At 70.9% G+C, this 15,484-nt stretch carries 12 protein-coding genes; 7 read left to right on the top strand and 5 right to left on the bottom strand.

What is annotated here, in order from left to right:
• Positions 1–17 precede the first annotated feature (17 nt).
• Complete coding sequence (locus POL72_RS20915; protein WP_272097250.1) at positions 18–2,456, bottom strand: PAS domain-containing protein; 2,439 nt, start codon at positions 2,454–2,456, stop codon at positions 18–20.
• Between the two features lie 1,063 nt (positions 2,457–3,519).
• On the opposite strand from POL72_RS20915, the gene POL72_RS20920 reads away from it, so the two are divergent.
• The 3 genes from POL72_RS20920 (at position 3,520) to POL72_RS20930 (ending at position 5,967) form a co-directional block, all read left to right on the top strand.
• Positions 3,520–4,440, top strand: a complete 921-nt coding sequence (locus POL72_RS20920; RefSeq protein ID WP_272097951.1) for a transposase — start codon at positions 3,520–3,522, stop codon at positions 4,438–4,440.
• Positions 4,441–4,936: 496 nt separating this feature from the next.
• Positions 4,937–5,281 carry an RCC1 domain-containing protein gene (locus POL72_RS20925; protein WP_272097252.1) on the top strand — a complete coding sequence of 115 codons (345 nt, stop codon included), beginning with the start codon at positions 4,937–4,939 and terminating at the stop codon, positions 5,279–5,281.
• A 506-nt stretch (positions 5,282–5,787) separates the two neighbouring features.
• On the top strand, positions 5,788–5,967 hold the full coding sequence (locus tag POL72_RS20930; protein ID WP_272097253.1) for a hypothetical protein: 180 nt from the start codon (positions 5,788–5,790) through the stop codon (positions 5,965–5,967).
• Positions 5,968–5,991: 24 nt separating this feature from the next.
• Here POL72_RS20930 and POL72_RS20935 read toward each other — a convergent pair whose 3' ends face one another.
• Complete coding sequence (locus POL72_RS20935) at positions 5,992–7,332, bottom strand: sigma-70 family RNA polymerase sigma factor (protein WP_272097254.1); 1,341 nt, start codon at positions 7,330–7,332, stop codon at positions 5,992–5,994.
• Positions 7,333–8,065: 733 nt separating this feature from the next.
• Here POL72_RS20935 and POL72_RS20940 point away from each other — a divergent pair.
• The gene (locus POL72_RS20940) at positions 8,066–8,425 is read left to right on the top strand and encodes an arsenate reductase family protein (protein WP_272097255.1); all 360 of its coding nucleotides are present in this window, start codon (positions 8,066–8,068) and stop codon (positions 8,423–8,425) included.
• Positions 8,426–8,559: 134 nt separating this feature from the next.
• On the opposite strand, the gene POL72_RS20945 is transcribed toward POL72_RS20940, so the two are convergent.
• Positions 8,560–9,207 (bottom strand): hypothetical protein, encoded by a 648-nt coding sequence (locus POL72_RS20945; RefSeq protein ID WP_272097256.1) that lies wholly within the window; start codon positions 9,205–9,207, stop codon positions 8,560–8,562.
• A 161-nt stretch (positions 9,208–9,368) separates the two neighbouring features.
• On the opposite strand from POL72_RS20945, the gene POL72_RS20950 reads away from it, so the two are divergent.
• Entirely contained in the window at positions 9,369–9,794 is a 426-nt protein-coding gene (locus POL72_RS20950; RefSeq protein ID WP_272097257.1) for a hypothetical protein, read from the top strand.
• Between the two features lie 176 nt (positions 9,795–9,970).
• Here POL72_RS20950 and POL72_RS20955 read toward each other — a convergent pair whose 3' ends face one another.
• Positions 9,971–10,969 (bottom strand): DUF4142 domain-containing protein, encoded by a 999-nt coding sequence (locus tag POL72_RS20955; RefSeq protein ID WP_272097952.1) that lies wholly within the window; start codon positions 10,967–10,969, stop codon positions 9,971–9,973.
• Here POL72_RS20955 and POL72_RS20960 point away from each other — a divergent pair.
• Together POL72_RS20960 and POL72_RS20965 are read left to right on the top strand one after the other, a co-directional pair.
• On the top strand, positions 10,943–11,272 hold the full coding sequence (locus POL72_RS20960; protein WP_272097962.1) for a hypothetical protein: 330 nt from the start codon (positions 10,943–10,945) through the stop codon (positions 11,270–11,272). The genes POL72_RS20955 and POL72_RS20960 overlap by 27 nt on opposite strands.
• Positions 11,273–11,802: 530 nt before the next feature.
• Positions 11,803–14,160, top strand: a complete 2,358-nt coding sequence (locus POL72_RS20965) for a GAF domain-containing protein (protein WP_272097258.1) — start codon at positions 11,803–11,805, stop codon at positions 14,158–14,160.
• 63 nt (positions 14,161–14,223) lie between these two features.
• Here the strand turns inward: POL72_RS20965 and POL72_RS20970 are convergent, their stop codons facing one another.
• A complete protein-coding gene (locus POL72_RS20970; RefSeq protein ID WP_272097259.1) occupies positions 14,224–15,435 on the bottom strand; it encodes an ABC transporter permease in 1,212 nt (403 codons plus the stop codon).
• Positions 15,436–15,484 lie beyond the last annotated feature (49 nt).

The following is a 15,484-nucleotide window of genomic DNA, read 5'->3' on the forward strand; positions in this document are numbered from 1 at the left end:
GCCAGGGCGGCTCGTGATTACATCGCATCCCGGCGCGGCGCCGCCCCTACGGGAAGCGTGAAATGGAACGTCGTGTGACCCCCCTCGGGGCTCTCGACCCAGATCCTGCCGTCGTGGGCCTCGACGAGCCGCTTCGCGATGTACAGGCCGAGGCCGAGGCCGACCACGCGCTCCTCCTTCGCCTTTCCCCGGAAGAAGCGCTCGAACAGGAGCGGGAGATCCTCGGCCGGGATCCCACGGCCGCTGTTCCGGATGGAGATCTGGACCGCGTCGTCGCGCCGCTCCAGCGCCACCTGTATCGGGGTCTCTGGATCACCGTACTTCACGGCATTGGAGATGAGGTTGCTGAGCACCTGCTCGACGCGCCCGGCGTCCGCGCGCACGATCGGGATCTCGCCGCGGCTCTCGACGTCGACGGCGCGCCCCTCGGTCTCGCTCGCCATCCGCTCGACGACCGCCTCCACGAGCGCGCGCAGGTCGATGGGAGCGCGGTCGATCGCGAGGCGACGCGACTCGATCTGGGAGATGTCCGTGAGATCGGAGACCATCCGCCCGAGCCGCTTGGCGCTCGCCAGGATGTGTCCCGCCCTCGTCTTCACCGCGGTCGCGACCTGGGGCTTCCGTTCGAGCTGGGTCGCATAGCCGATGATCGTCGTCACGGGCTGCTTCAGGTCGTGCGCGACGACCGACGTCCACTCTTCCTTGAGCCGCTCGAGCTCCTTGAGCCGGGTGATGTCGTCGAACACGACGACCGCGCCGAGCAGCTTGCCGTTCCCGTCGACGATGGGGCCCGCGCTCGCGAGCACCGCCAGCATGGTGCCATCGGCGCGTCGGAGCGACAGCTCCCTCGAGCTCGTGACCTCGCCACGCAGCGCGCCCGCCGACGGCTGCTCCTCGTCCGTGAGGGGCTGTCCGTCGGGCAGGCACAGCCACCATGCGCCCGGCAGCCCGGGCGGCGAGTCTGTCCCGGCGAGCTCCTGGGCGCGGCGATTCCGGGCGATCTGCGCGCCGGCCCGGTCGAGGAGGAGGATGCCGACCGGCGAGCGCTCGATGACCGCGTGGAGCCAGCGCCGCTCGGCCGCGAGCTGTCCGAGGAGCTGCTCGCGCTCCTCGTCGGCGAGCTTCTCCGAGGTGACGTCGCGCGAGATGCCGATCCCGGCGATCGGGTTTCCGTGCTCGTCGCGCTGGATCGTGATGTGGGTCGAGACCCAGCGGGTCCGGCGGCTCCTGTCGATGATCCGGAAGGTGAGCCTACCGCCGGCCGCGGCCATGTGCTCGACGAACGCATGATAGCGCCCGACGTCCTCGGGATGGATCAGGGTGACGAACAGCTCAGGGTCCTCGTACCAGGCCTCGGGCGGATAGCCGGTGTGATCGAGGACGGCGGGGTTGATGTACTCGTAGCCCCCTTCCGGGCCGAGCCGTATATGGAAGATGACGTCGCTCGCGTGCTCCGCGATCATCCGCAGGCGCTCTTCGCTGAGCCGCAAGGCTCGATCGGCGCGCCGCTGCTCGGTGACGTCGAGGGCCGTGCCGATCATCCGCAGCGGAGAGCCGTCCTCGGCGCGGAGCACGTCCGCCTCGGTGTGGAGGAAGCGCTCTTCGCCGTTCGGGCGGACGATCCGGTAATCGACACAATAGGGCAGGGTGCCCTGGAGCGCGAGGTCGACGGCGCGTATCACACCCTCTCGGTCCTCCGGGTGGATGCGGTCGATGAACCGCTCGTAGGTGATCGTGCCGGCGTCGCGGGACAGGCCCAGCATTCGATAACACTCGTCGGACCAGAGCAGCTCATTGCTTGGAATGTGCCAGTCCCAGTTGCCCAGCTTCGCCAACCTCTGCGCGCGGGCGAGGCTGTCCTCGCTCAGCCGGAGCGCTGCCTCCGTCTGCCTCGCTTCCGCGATCGTCGCGTGGAGCTGCTCGCGCGAGCGCTCGAGCTCGTGGTTCTCCCGCTCCAGCTGCTCGATCCGTGCGCGCTGGGCGTGCAGCTCGGCGGCGGTGAGCGCCATCCCGAAGAGGCTCGACAAGGCGCCCGCGATCTCGAGCAGCTCGGCCTCCGGGAGGGCGGGCTGCGCCGTGGCGCAGAGCAGCACCGCGCGCAGGGTGCCGGCGAAGGCGATGGGGATCGCGAACGCGTGGGTACAGCCGCAGCGTCGGCGCAGATGGCCGGCGTCCAGGAGCGCGTCGGCGCTCTCGTCCTCGGGCGCGACCTGCACGATGCCCGTGCGGGCGGCGGCGCCGGCGAGGCTCGGGGCGTCGAGCGGCAGGCGCCGCAGGGGGTCCAGCGAGTCCGCGCTGCCGCCTGCGCAGGCGACGAGCCCGAGCGGGTGCGGCGCCTGCGCGACATCGTAGAGGCAGGCGATGTCGGCGTGGAGGACGCGCGCCGCCGCCGCCACGATCGCTTGCTGCGGACCGTCATCGCCGGCGCGCGAGAGGGCCATCGACGCGTCGGCCACGGCGCGTGCCAGCGTGTCGTCCGGCGCCGACGGATCTTCGCGGCGTCGTTCCCTGGACGGTCCACCCCGTTCGGCACCGCGCCCTCTGTCGTCGCTGTTCAATCCGCCCCTTGCGCCTTCTACCCGGATGCTGGTGAGCGCGAAGCGAGACTATCACGAGCCTCCGCGCCGCAACCTGGTTCACGCGGAGCCTTCGCGCGGAGCCTTCGTCGCGCCGCAACCTGGTTCACGCGGCCGTCCACAGCCCGGGCCGGTGCAGGCCGGCGGCGGCTCTGCGGCGCCCGCGCCGGCCGAGGAGGACCCGGGCGAGGAAATACGCAACGGCCAGCGCGCTGGGAGGCGGCTACTGGGCGGCGTCGCTCCCTTGTGGCGAAGGTCAAGCGCTCCCGTACCTCTCGAAGTGCGTGGGCGATTTGTATACTGACGGCAACCTCCCATCGTCGCTGTAGGGGTCGAACGCCGCCGGGCGCACCCAGGCCTGCAGAGGTGGCATATCTCGGTTGCGCCGCACAAGTGCGCGGGCTCTGGCTCCGTGATGGCCAATCCCACCCGGACAGGGGAATTCCGGTGAACCATCGTGCCGACGGCGGCGCTTCCTCGCGGCGTGCGCAGAGGCGCACCTCATGATTCACGCTATGCAGGAAGCCCCCCCGGCGTTTGCGCGGCGAGGTTCCAGCTGGCTTTCATCCTCCCCCGTTCAGAAGCGTCTTCGCGGCCCGTCGATGCCATACGGCTGGGCGCCGTAGATGCGCAAGAGAAAACGTGAGTTACAGTGTGAGCGTTGCGGTTCCAGGTTCGGACCCCACCCAGGTTGGCACGGCGGACCCAGCGGACCGAAGGTTTGCATCGGGTCCGACCCAGGTTGGAGGTGGGCCAGGTTCGCAGACCAGGTTGGCGTTCCGACCTGGGTCGGACTAACAGCAACCCAGGTCAGGCTGGGGAGTAGGCAACGGCTCCAGCTCAGGTGGCGGACCGCCAGGCGGCCGCCACCCGCGAAGCTTGGTCGAGCAGCGAAATGATTGACGAAAACCCGTGGCACAAAGCTTGTCATGGTGCACCTGTCATGAGCCAGCCCCGCGAGATCGCTGCCGGAGCCACCTACCTCATCACCCGTCGCGTCCTGCGCCGGCACCTGCTCTTCCGCCCGGACGCGGCAATCACCCGGCTCCTCGTCTACGTCCTCGCGGTGTCGACCCGCCGTTACGGCATCGAGGTCCATGCGCTCTGCGCCATGTCAACGCATCTGCACCTGGTCGTGACAGACACGAGGGGCGTCCTGCCGCGGTTCTTGCAATTCTTCCATCGCATCGTCGCGCTCGGCACGAAGGTGCTTCGCGGGTGGGAAGGCCCCGTGTGGGACCACGAGGCCACGAGCGTGGTGCGGCTGCTGACGCGCGCGGCGGTGGTGGAGAAGATTGCTTACGTCATGGCGAATCCCGTCGCCGCTGGCCTGGTGCAGCATGCTCGCGAGTGGCCGGGCGCCAAGGTAAATGTGGACGAGCTCGGTCGCGGCGTGCTGCGCGCGGCACGGCCTTCGGTGTATCTCGACCCGGAAAACCCCCAGTGGCCCGAGGAGGTGACCGTCTCGCTCGCGCTTCCGCCGGCCATCGGGCAGGACAGCGCGGAGAGCTTTCGCCAGGATGTCTCTGCCGAGCTCGAGCGACAGGAAGCGCGGGCCCGCGCGGAGGTGCAGCGACGAGGACTTCGCTTCTTGGGCGCCGAGAGGGCCAGTAGGGTGTCCCCTTACGAGCGCGTGACGAGCTTCGAGCCGCTGCGCGACGGCAATCCGACGTTTGCGGTTGGTCGCAATCAGGGGGACGCGTGGCGAATCGCAGGTGCCGCTGTGCGTGCGTTTCGAGCGTCGTACCGTGCGGCACTCGAACGATGGTGTGCCGGCGTGCGCAGCGCTGTATTCCCCGCGGGGACGTGGTGGATGCGCACGTTTCACGGCGCCAGCGTGGCCGACGTCGTGCTCACGGTGTAGAGCGTTAGCAGCGGCGCGGCAGGGAGGCGGGCAGGACGGGCAAGGGCATCCGCGCCTTGTCGTGGGGCGCGTCCGTCTGGGGCCGGCGGTGTGGACGGCCGAAGCGGCGTGCTGCGGTATACCCTTTCGTACGGCTGCAGGCGGTGCCGAACGCGTAGGAAGCGGCGTCAGAGGCAGCGAGCTGTACGCTATGGTTGGCCGAGCGGGATGATTCCTATCGGAAGGCGAACCCATGGGATAGTCATTCCGGGTAGCCGCGGCCGCACTCCCGGCCGCGGCCACCTGGTCGCGATGCAACCTAGGTCAGTCGTTTTGGGGCGTTTTGGGGCCGGGGCCGACGCAACCCGGGTCGTTTGGGTAGGGTCGTTTGCCTGCTCAATCCGTGTCAGGTGCTGTTGGAACGGGCGTTTTTACCCGGTTGTCGTGCACCGGGCGGGAACGTCGGCTGGCGTGGCCGAGCCAGAGCGTGCGATAGAAGCCGCGGGAACACGGTAAGATGCACCTAGGCACGGTGTGGTACCGGGGAGACGGAGCCGCCCGCAAGGACGGTGTGCGCGGCGCGACCGACGTTGCGGCGGGGGCGGCGGGCGGACGCCGCAGCTGCGCTGCGCTCGGCACGGGACAGGTGGCGTGCTGGGGTTGGGACCTCAACGGCCAGAGCGGCGGCGGGCCCATCTTCGACAGCGCCGACGAGGTCGTCGAGGTCGTCGGCGTCACCCTCCTCGAGAGCGTTGCCGGTGCGAGGGCCGTCGTCGCCGGCAGGCGCCACAGCTGCGCGCTGCTCGACGACGGCAGCGTCGTGTGCTGGGGCTCCAACCAGAGCGGCCAGCTCGGCTCCTAGGAAAACCAACCTGGTCTCCGTGCCGGTGCGGGCGGCGATCGACATGCGCGCGGTCCCCTCTCGCCGCCGGGCGGGAGCACACCTCCGCGCAGGACGAGGAGGGCGGGGTGTTCTGCTGGGGCAGCGACGGCCAAGGTCAGATCGGGACCGGGCGACAGGGACGCGCGCCGCGTGGAAGCTCGCGGCCGTGTCAGGGATGGCCGGCGCCCTCGCCCCGGGCGCTGCCCTCGCCGATCCGATGCGGCGTTTTCAGATGGATCTCGCCTTCGGTGCGCGCGCGGGCAGCGGCGTGCGGGTCCTCGAGGGCAGGCTGCTCCTCGGCTGGTGCGGGTCTACCGGCCCGACAGCGCGTCGTGGGTTCCGTACCTCTCCGCGGGCTCTCGGCGAGCGCCGGCGAGCGCCGGCTCGACCGACGTTGACGATCGTCGTGGCTTCGACGGCGAGGTGCGCGTCGCGCGCTACACGCTCGGTCCCCCGTCACGCCGGTCTACTTCTTCGCCGGGACGTTGAGCGACAGGCTCCCCGAGGCCGGCGGCGCGTTCGGCGCGCGCGTGGCCCTCGGCCCCGGCCTGCCCGTGCAGTGGCGCATAATCTTCGAGGTCGCCCTTGTGCCCAACCACGTCGAGGTCGCGTACGAGAACGGCTCGTCTCACCGGCTGGGCGGGGCGGTCGGGTACAGCTGCTGAAGCGCGCCGGCGCTACCCGCGCCCTCACCCCTCGAGATAGGAGCCGAGCTCTCGTTGCCGCGAGCGCGTCCGGAGCTTCTCGAGCAGCTTCGCCTCGATCTGACGGATGCGCTCCCGCGTCAGCGAGAACGACTGCCCGATCTCCTCGAGCGTCTCGTCCTCGTTGCCGTCGAGGCCGAAGCGGCGCCGCAGGAGCTCGCGCTCGCGCGGCTGCAGCGAGTCGAGCAGCTCGCGCGTCTGCTCGATCAGGCGGCGCCGGGCCAGCATGTCCGCGGGCGTGGGCTCGTCGTTGGCCAGCAGATCGCCGTACCGGGTATCCCCCTCTTCGCCGACGGGGGCGTCGAGGCTGAGCGGCTCGAGCGCGAGCTCGCTGATCACCCGCACCTTCTCCACGGTGAGGCCGCTGCGCTCCGCGATCTCCTCGACGGAAGGCTCGCGCCCCCGCTCCTGCACCAGATCTCGCCGGGCGCGCACCACCTGGCTCCGGATCGCGGTGAGGTGGACCGGCATCCGAACGGGCTTTCCCTGGTTGAGGATCGTCCGCTTGATGGCCTGCTTGATCCACCACGCGGCGTAGGTGCCGAAGCGGTGGCCGCGGCGGTACTCGAACTTGTCGGCGGCGCGGATCAGGCCGAGGTTCCCCTCCTGCACAAGGTCGAGCAACGGGACGCCGAAGCGCTGGTGCTCCCGCGCGATGGCGACCGCAAGCCGGAGGTTCGCCTGGACGAGCTCGGACTTCGCCTGGGCGACGGCGCGGCGCCCCCGGGCGATCGCCGCGAGCGTGGCCTCGATCGTGGCGCGCTCGGCCTTGTCGGCCTCGGCCGCTGCTGCACGAAGGCTCCGCTCGATGCGCTCCTCGAAGGTCGGATCGAGGCGCAGCTCGGCGAGGCCTGCGGCGAGGCCCGCAAGGGCGGTCTCCACGCCGTCTTCGGCGATCTGCCGGCCGAGGAGCGAGCGGGCGAGCCCGAGCAGCTCCGCGAGCCGCTTCGCGGAGGCGTCCGCCTCGGGATCACCCGCGTCGGCCTCGCACAGCAGATCGCGGAGGCTCAGCGCCCCGACCTGGACGTCCTCCGCCGTCGAGGCGAGCTCGCGCAGGGCGACGGGCGACCGGACCCACGCCTCGAAGCAGGCGAGCGTGCCCGCCTCGATACGACGGCCTATCGCGACTTCGCCCTCGCGCGTCAGCGGCTGGCTGCCGGCGAGCGACCGGAAGTAGAGCTCGGTCGCTCCGAGCGTGGCTTGCGAGCTGGCGGCCTTCGCACGCCGAGCCGGCGCGCGCTCGCCCGCGCGTCCGCCCGCGGAAGCGATGGAAACGGGATGACTCGATTCGGACTCGCTCGTCGAGAGCGAGGGACGGAACCTCATTCAATGCGCTCCAGTGTTGCCGCTGCGTCGTACCCGACCGCGAAGGGTGTGAGGGGGCACGATCATCGATGCGCCTCGATATCCTAACCGCCGAGGACGTAAATAGGAAAACGAATCGACCGTCGACATGGCGCATTTTACCGACGTTTTTCGGTGTTGTTGCCCCGCTCGGCGCGGCGCGTTCTCGTTGTCCTGGGATGGCGGCGCGCGCGTGGGCGTTGCCGGACGAGCATACATTGCCGGGCGAGCGGCCGCGTCACGCTCGACCGCGCGGGGGAGGGGGGCCGGAGGGCGCGACGTGACGAAATGGCGGAGGGCCTCGCGAGGGGGTCGCCCTCGAACCGACACGGGCGGCCTCGGAGGGGGACACGGCGAGGTCGCGGTATGCCGGGACCGTCCGGCGGGGGGAGGGGGGCGAGACCGGAGCGGGCGGCCTCGTAGGGCGAAGCGAGGTCGCCACCTGGTGGAGCGGCCGCGACGGGGCGGATGGATCCAAGACGGCAGCGGACGGCACCGCAGGTCGGAAGAATCGACCCGCGCGCGCGGCGGCGCTGCTGAGCTGCGCTTCGGGGCGAAGCGTTTCGAGGGCGCTTCGGGGTGAAGCGTCTCGGGAACGACGCGGAGCGTCCTGCGCGCCGCTGGCCCTGCGCCGTCCGGGCAACGGTTGCTATGCTCCGCGCCCGCGCTGCCCTCCGGAGCGGAGAGGTAGCCATTTCACCGAGGAGCGACGCGCATGATCCAGATCTTCGGCACGGCCAAGTGCAAGGCGACGCGGGCGGCGCAGCGGTTCTTCGCCGACCGGGGCATCAAGGTGCAGCTCGTCGATCTGCGCGAGAAGGGCCTCTCCAAGGGGGAGCTCGCGAGCGTGGCGCGCGCGGTGGGCGGCGTGCGCGCGCTTTACGACGCGGAGAGCGCGCGGGTGAAGGAGCGGGGCCTCCAGCACCTCGGCCCGAGCGAGGCGCGGATCGCGGAGCTCCTCGTCGACGATCCGCTCCTGCTCCGCACGCCCATTGTGCGCGACGGGACGCGCGCCTGCGTGGGCGCGGCCGAGGCGACCTGGAAGGCCTTTGCCGACGCCGCGAAGGGTGGGTAGCGGAAGGGCGGGCTAGGGGATCGGGGGAGGCAGGAGCCGCGTGCGGGCCGAGGCGCCCCCGAGGGGAGCGCGGTCATGCGACGCCCCGCGTCGCTGGTACATGCGCAACGTTTGTGCCAACGAGGAGACGGCCGTCAGCGCTCGGGGTGCCTCTCCTCCACGTGGTGCCGTCGACGCTCCACACGATGCTTCTTCGCTGGCTTCGCCGGAGTCGCCGGCCTGACCGTGGCTCCTGCCGTCACCGTCGCCCCCGCCCTGACCGAGGTTGCCGGTCTGACCGAGGTTGCCGGTCTGACCGAGGTTGCCGGCCTGACCGAGGCCCCCGCTCGGACCGTGGCCGCCGCCCGGACCGTCGCTGCCGGCCTGACCGTGGTTGGGCGGTGCACGTGGTGATGGTGATGATGGCCGTGTCGCTCGAAGTCGACGCGGTAGCGGACCAGGGCGCGCGGCTCGTCGCGGTAGTAGACCCAGCCGTGGTGCGACGGGTAGTACCAGCGGCCGTCCACATAGTAGACGTAGGTCCCGCGGTAGTACACGCGCGGGTAGGCCTCGACGTGGACCGGCGCCGCTGCGATGTGAACGACCGGCTCCTCGTACACCGCGAACTCCTGGTACGTGACGGTCGCATGCGCCGGCGCTGCGGCCCTTGTGTGGACTTCTGCCACGCACCCGGTCGCGCCGAGGAGCGCGAGCGCAACGAGCGCGGCCAGCACGGCGAGCCTGCTGCTGCGCTGCTGAGCGCGCGCCGCAGCTCTGGGGGAGGAAATATCGAGGACTGGCACGTTCATCTCCATGGGGGGTTCACAGGAGCAACTGCGGTGCCACCCGGCGAAGGCGGAGCGCCGCCGGCGCATCGCAGCGCGCCGCTCGCTGGTATAGCGCTTGCTGCCGTGCCGCGCATCGGCGCGACAGCGCCAGACTTGGATAAAGGAAGACGACCCCCATGAAACTTTCGAAGGTGCTCACCGGTCTCGCTGGCTGCGTCCTCGCCACTGCCTCGCTCACGGGGTGCATCGTCGTCGATCATGACGATGACCACGATCACCTCACGCGCGGCTCGCTCACCGTCGCCCTGACCATCGACGGCAGCCACGACCCGTGGGAGTGCTTCGATCACGACGTGAGCGGGGTCGCGGTCAGCGTCGAGGACGAGGCGGGCTTCCTCGTCGTCGACGCGGTGGGGGACTGCGATGATCTCGGCCTCACCATCGACGGCCTCTCCGAGGGGTACTATGACGTCGACGTCTGGCTCGTGGATTTCGACGGAGATCCGATGAGCGATATCGTGCGCGTCGAGAGCGTCGACGTGCTCGACGGCGCCGACACGCTTGTGGAGGTCGACTTCCCGTGGACGTGGATCGACCCCTGACGCGCGCGGCTCGCCTGAGCGACCGCGGGCAGGGGCCTACTCGCCCGCCATCGCGGTCACGAGACCATGGACGCCGTTATTGGATCGGGTAGGCGGGGTCGCGCTCGGGGAGCTTGGCGCTCGCGGAGGCCGCGAGCAGGCGCCGTCGCCGCCGCCCTGCGGGACATGAAGCCATGTTACTGGGACTTCTGCGATTCCCCTTGCCGCTGCGCGTAGGCCTGGGGGCCTTGCAGCTGGCTGCCTTGCTGCTGGCCGGGCTGCACCTGGCTCACCTGGCCGCGTTGCTGCTGGCCAAGCTGGGTGCCCTGCCGCTGTCCGGGCTGCACCTGGCTCACCTGACCGCGTTGCTGCTGGCCGCGTTGCTGCTGCTGGCCGAGCTGGGCGCCCTGCTGCTGGCCAGGCTGCATCTGGCTGACCTGGCCGCGTTGCTGGTGGCCGCGTTGCTGCTGCTGGCCAGGCTGGATGCCCTGCTGCTGGCCAGGCTGGATGCCCTGCTGCTGGCCAGGCTGGATGCCCTGCTGCTGCCCGGTTTGCGCCCAGCCGAACTGGCCGCGTTGCTGCTGGCCGGGCTCGCTGCTTTCCTGCTGAGCGCGTTGCTGCTGGCCGCCTGCCCGCTGTTCGTTGAGCAGCAAGCAGAACAGTTGCTCGGCCTCTGTCAGGCGCTGCTCGACGTCCGCTCGCATCGCCTCCACGCGCGATCGGATCTCGGCGTTCTCCGCGTTCGCGACGCGCGGCGTGTCGAGGAGCTCGAGGGCGCGGCGATGGAAGGAGATCTGAGACCAGATGAAGGCCCTGTCGAACTCGGCGCCTTCCTCCTCTTCCAGCGCTCCGCTCACCTCGGTCGAGCTCTTGTCGAGCTCTCGGCAGCGCGGGCACGACTCCATCTTGAACCTTGAACCCCTCGAGCCCGCGCCGATCTGCTCGGACTGGGACTGCTCCTCGATGAGCTGCTCGGCGTAGCGCTTCACATCCGGCGACTCGGCCTTGTCCAAGGCGATCTGCGACAGATCCACCTCCTTCTGGTGGATGAACGAGATCAGCATCGTGAGCTCCGCGTCCGACGGTTGCTGCGTCGCGCCGCTCTGTCCGCGGCCTCCCTCCCTGCCGCCCTGACTGCCGCTCTGTCCGCGGCCTCCTTGCCTGCCGCCTTGATAGCCGGCCTGCTCGCCGCACATCTGCCTGTCGCCGGCGCGCTGGCCGCCGGCCCGTTCGCCGCCCTGCCTGCCGCCTTGATGGCCGGGCTGCTCGCGGCCTCCCTGCCTGCCGCCGGCCTGCGCTCGACCGCCCCTCCCGCCGGCGCCTCGCGCGCCGTCTCGGCCCGTCTGTCCGTGGCTCCTGCCGTCGGGGCCCGTGCCGGCCCTCTCGTGCCCAGCCGTTCCATCGCGATCCGCCTCGGCGTCATCGCTGCTGCCGATGCAGCCGCCGGCCCCCGCGAGCACAAAGCTTCCAGCGAACATGATCGCCATGAGGCGACCTGAACGATTGCCTATCATTGCTTGCTCCTTGGCCCGACACCGGCGCGCTGTCGCGCTCACCTGCCGGTTATCGGCCCCGAACATCTGGGTTCGGGAAGCGAGGATGGTGAGCGAGGTGGAGCCCTAAGCCTGCATCGTCATTTCCCCGAGAGCTCCTGCGCCCCTTGCGGGATCGCCGCGAGAGTCGCAGTCCCGCTCGGCGTCGACCCCGGCCGATGCGCAGCGGCCGGCCCGGCGATCGACCAGGATCCCAAGGACCCGCTCGGGCACTCGCCCGCGCGAGGGCGTGACGCAGTCGGCCGCCGTCCGCCCGCGCCTGTGCTGCACCGGACAAGGCGCCCGGATACGCCGCCAGGAAGCCGGACATCTCGTGCGCCGACGCGTGCGCCGAGCCGCACGCGCGCCGCGCGCTGAGGAACCCGCTCGGCCGGGTCGCGCCGCCTTCCGCCGCGCCATCGATGCGCGTAAGCTCCAAGCGACGTCCGCCCGCCCGGCGCCTCGGCCTTCCGCGAGGCGCCGGTGGCCATCATCTTATGAGAACCTCCGCGCACACCGGCCCGTCCCCCGGGCCCGCCGCCCGCGTCGATACGACGGATCTCGAGGCCCTCAAGCGTGAGCTCGAGCGGCTCCGCGCCGTGGGGTCCCGGGATCGCGGGTGGCTCGACGCCGTGCTCGAGCACAGCCCGCACGGCGTCATCCTCTGCGACGCCTCCGGGAAGCTCGTCCTGCACAACCGGGCGGCGGAGCGCATCTGGGCCGGCAGCGCCTCGACCGAATCGATCAACGACTGGACGCTTTATCGCGCCTTCCACGAGGACGGCCGCCCGTACGAGGCAAAGGACTGGGCCATGGCCCGCGCGATGTCCGCACGGCAGGTCATCGAGAGCGAGGAGACCCGGATTCAGCGCTTCGACGGCACGTATGGCATGGTCCTCGGGAGCGCCGCGCCCATCATCGGGCCTGGCGGCGAGCTCGAGGGCGGAATCTCGGTGTTCGCCGACATCTCGCGCCTCAAGCAGGTCGAGGCCGAGCGCGGCGAGCTCGCCGCGCAGCTCACGAGGCGGGTCGAGGAGCTCGATCGCCGCGCCCAGCTCACCCAGGCGCTGCTCGCGGTCAGCACCGCGCTGAGCGGCGTCGTGACGGTCGAGCAGGTGTCCGCCGCCGTCGTGAGCGACATCCACCGGGTGCTCGGCGCCTCGACGTCGATGGTGTACACGGCGGACGAGGCGGCAGGCGTCGCGACGCTCGTCGGCCACGCGGGGCTCGAGGAGCAGCGCACGAGCCCTTACGCGCGGGTGCACCTCGACGCCCGACTGCCGCTCTCGGAGGCGCTCCGGGAGCGCCGCCCCATCTGGGTGGACACGACGCAAAGCCTGCACGCCGCGTACCCCGAGCTCGCGGCCCTGCGGCCTGTCCGCGACGACGTGAAGGCGCTCGCCGTCCTGCCGATCGTCGCCCACGCGGCGCTGCTGGGCGGGCTCGCGTTCACGTTCGCGAACGAGCGGGCGTGGAGCCCCGAAGAGCGCGAGTTCCTGCTCAGCGTGGCGGCGCAGTGCGCGTCGGCGCTGGACAGGGCGCGCCTCCTCGAGCGGGAGCGCGAGGCCCGGGCGCGCGCGGAGATGCTCGCGGCGGAGCTCGAGCGGCAGCAGGCGACGCTCCGCCTCCTGAGCGAGGCGGGCGCCGCGCTCTCCGGCTCGCTCGACGTCGCGTCGCGGCTCACGCAGCTGACCCACCTGGCGGTCCCCACCCTGGCCGACTGGTGCGCGGTCGACATGCTGAACGGCGATTCCATCGAGCGCGTGGCCGTCCATCACTGCGATCCCGCGAAGATCGAGCTCGCCGAGCGCCTCAGGGCGATGGACCCGCCCCGGCCCGACGCCCCGGCGGGCGTGCCGGCGGTGATCCGCGCCGGCCGCTCCGAGTGGATGGCCGACATCCCCGACGCCGCCATCGAGTCCGCGGCGCAGAGCCCCGAGCACCTGCGCCTGATCCGGTCGCTCGGGCTGAGGTCGTATGTCGTCGTCCCGCTCCGGGGGCGCGACCGGACCATCGGCGCGCTGACGCTGGTCCACGCGGAGTCGGGACGTCGCTTCAGCGAGGCGGACGTCGCGCTCGCCGAGGAGCTCGCCAACCGGGTCGCCCTGCTGATCGACAACGCGAGGCGGTTCCAGGAGGCGCAATCGCTCATCCGCGCGCTGGAGCGGACCAACGCCGAGCTCGACCAGTTCGCGTACGTGACGAGCCACGATCTGAAGGCGCCGCTCCGGGGCATCGCGAGCCTCGCCCAGTGGATCGAGGAGGACCTCTCGGACAAGCTCACCGAGGACACGCGCCATCAGATGGAGCTCCTGCGCGGGCGCGTGCGGCGCATGGAGGCCTTGATCGAGGGGATCCTGGCCTACTCCCGCGCCACGAGGTTCCGCGAGAAGCCGGAGAGCGTCGACCTCGAGAGGCTGGCGAGGGAGGTGGTCGAGCTCATCGCCCCGAGGCCGCCCGCGCGGGTGACGCTCGACGTGCCGCCGGCGACCCTGCGGACCTACAGGGTGCCCTTGCAACAGGTGCTCATGAACCTGATCACCAACGGCCTCAAGCACGCGGGCCGCGAGGACGCGGCGGTCTCCGTGTCCGCCCGGGAGCAGGGCGACAGGGTCGAGGTCTCCGTGACCGACAACGGGCCTGGTATCGCGCCTGCGTTCCAGGAGAAGGTGTGGGGGATGTTCCAGACGCTGCAGGCGAGGGACAAGGTGGAGAGCACGGGGATCGGCCTCGCCATCGTGCGAAAGATCGTGGAGAGCCGCGGCGGTCGGGCGTCGGTGGAGTCGGACGGCAAGAGCGGCGCGACGTTCCGGTTCACGTGGCCCAGAAAAGAAGAGGCGGAGGGCACCGCGTAGCCACCGCGCCTGCCAGGCGGCTCGGAAGCGTGCAATCCTTCGCAGACGCGGGGGACGAGGTGCTCAGTTCGAGGGCTTCGGCATCTGGAACACCACGCCTTCCTCTTCGGCCTCTAGGTCGTTGACGTTCCAGTAGATGGATCCGCAGTCGACGGCGATCTCGAAGAAGTACGGCTGCCCGGTCGCGAGGGTGACCGTGTCGCCCTTGCCGAGGTGTGCCCTCCGCACCTCGCCTTGCCCCTCGCTGTTCATGTAAACGGTCCAGTAGACGAACTCGTCATCCACCGTGAGCGACTTGGCGACGGCCTGCGTGTCGACCGTCGTGGTGAAGGGCGGGGCGCTCGGCGCCGCGTCCGTCGCCTTCGACTGGATCGCGCCGGCGTTGTCGGTCACCCAGTGCACGACGCCGTTGGCGAGGACCAGCTCGGTCGGGTTGCCATTCGTCTCCGCGAAGACCTCGGCGGCGGCGCCAAGCGGGTCCTTCGTCTTGCGCAGGATCTGGCGCGCCAAGTAGTCCGACCAGTAGACGTGCGTCGCGTCGACGGCGACGCCGATCGGGCGGTCGCTGGAGGCGACCAGCTCGGCGATAGCCTGGCTGCCGTCGGCCTTGGCTCGCCAGACGGCCGCGGGCGACTGCGTCGCCCAGTAGACGCTGTCGCCGAAGGAGGCGATCCGGCCGAAGGCCGTGGCCGCCGGCTCGCCTTCCTGCAGGGGGACCTGCGCGATCTGGATCGGGCTGGAGCTCGGCGGCTCGATGGAGATCCCCAGCACGTCTCCGTTGCTCCAGTTGATCCACGAGAGCTGCCCGCCCGAGTAGGTGACCCAGGCGGTGTCGCCGAACCCGTAGGTGCCCGGGAGCGTGCGCGCGGCCCCGCCGTCCTTCGGGATGGCGACGATGGCCTGGTTGTTGGCCAGGAGCACGAGATCCCGCGTGACCGCCATCCCCTTCACGTTGGAGCCGAGCTCTCCTGGCATTCGCGTTACGGGGCACTCCCCCGCGGCGCAGCTCGACGGGGGACACGAGGGCGTGCCCCCGGCGCTGCCGCCGGCGCCGTCGCCGCCATCACCGTCACCGCCGGTGCCATCACCTCCGTCACCGCCGGCGCCCGACGTCGTCTGGGCAGAGCCACCGTCCCCGGATCCGGTGCTCGTCGTCGTCGAGGAAGCGGAGGACGCGCCCTCCGTGCCAGGCTCGATGCCGAAAATGAGATTGCAACCAGTGCCCGCCGCCGCGAGCGCGAGCAGGGCGCAGGGCAAAGCGATCTTGCTGTGCATGGTGGAGTGTATACATCCCCGGCGACGCCCGCGGCGATCGGGGGCCGCC

The sequence above is a fragment of the Sorangium aterium genome, assembly GCF_028368935.1.
GTDB lineage: Bacteria > Myxococcota_A > Polyangia > Polyangiales > Polyangiaceae > Sorangium > Sorangium atrum.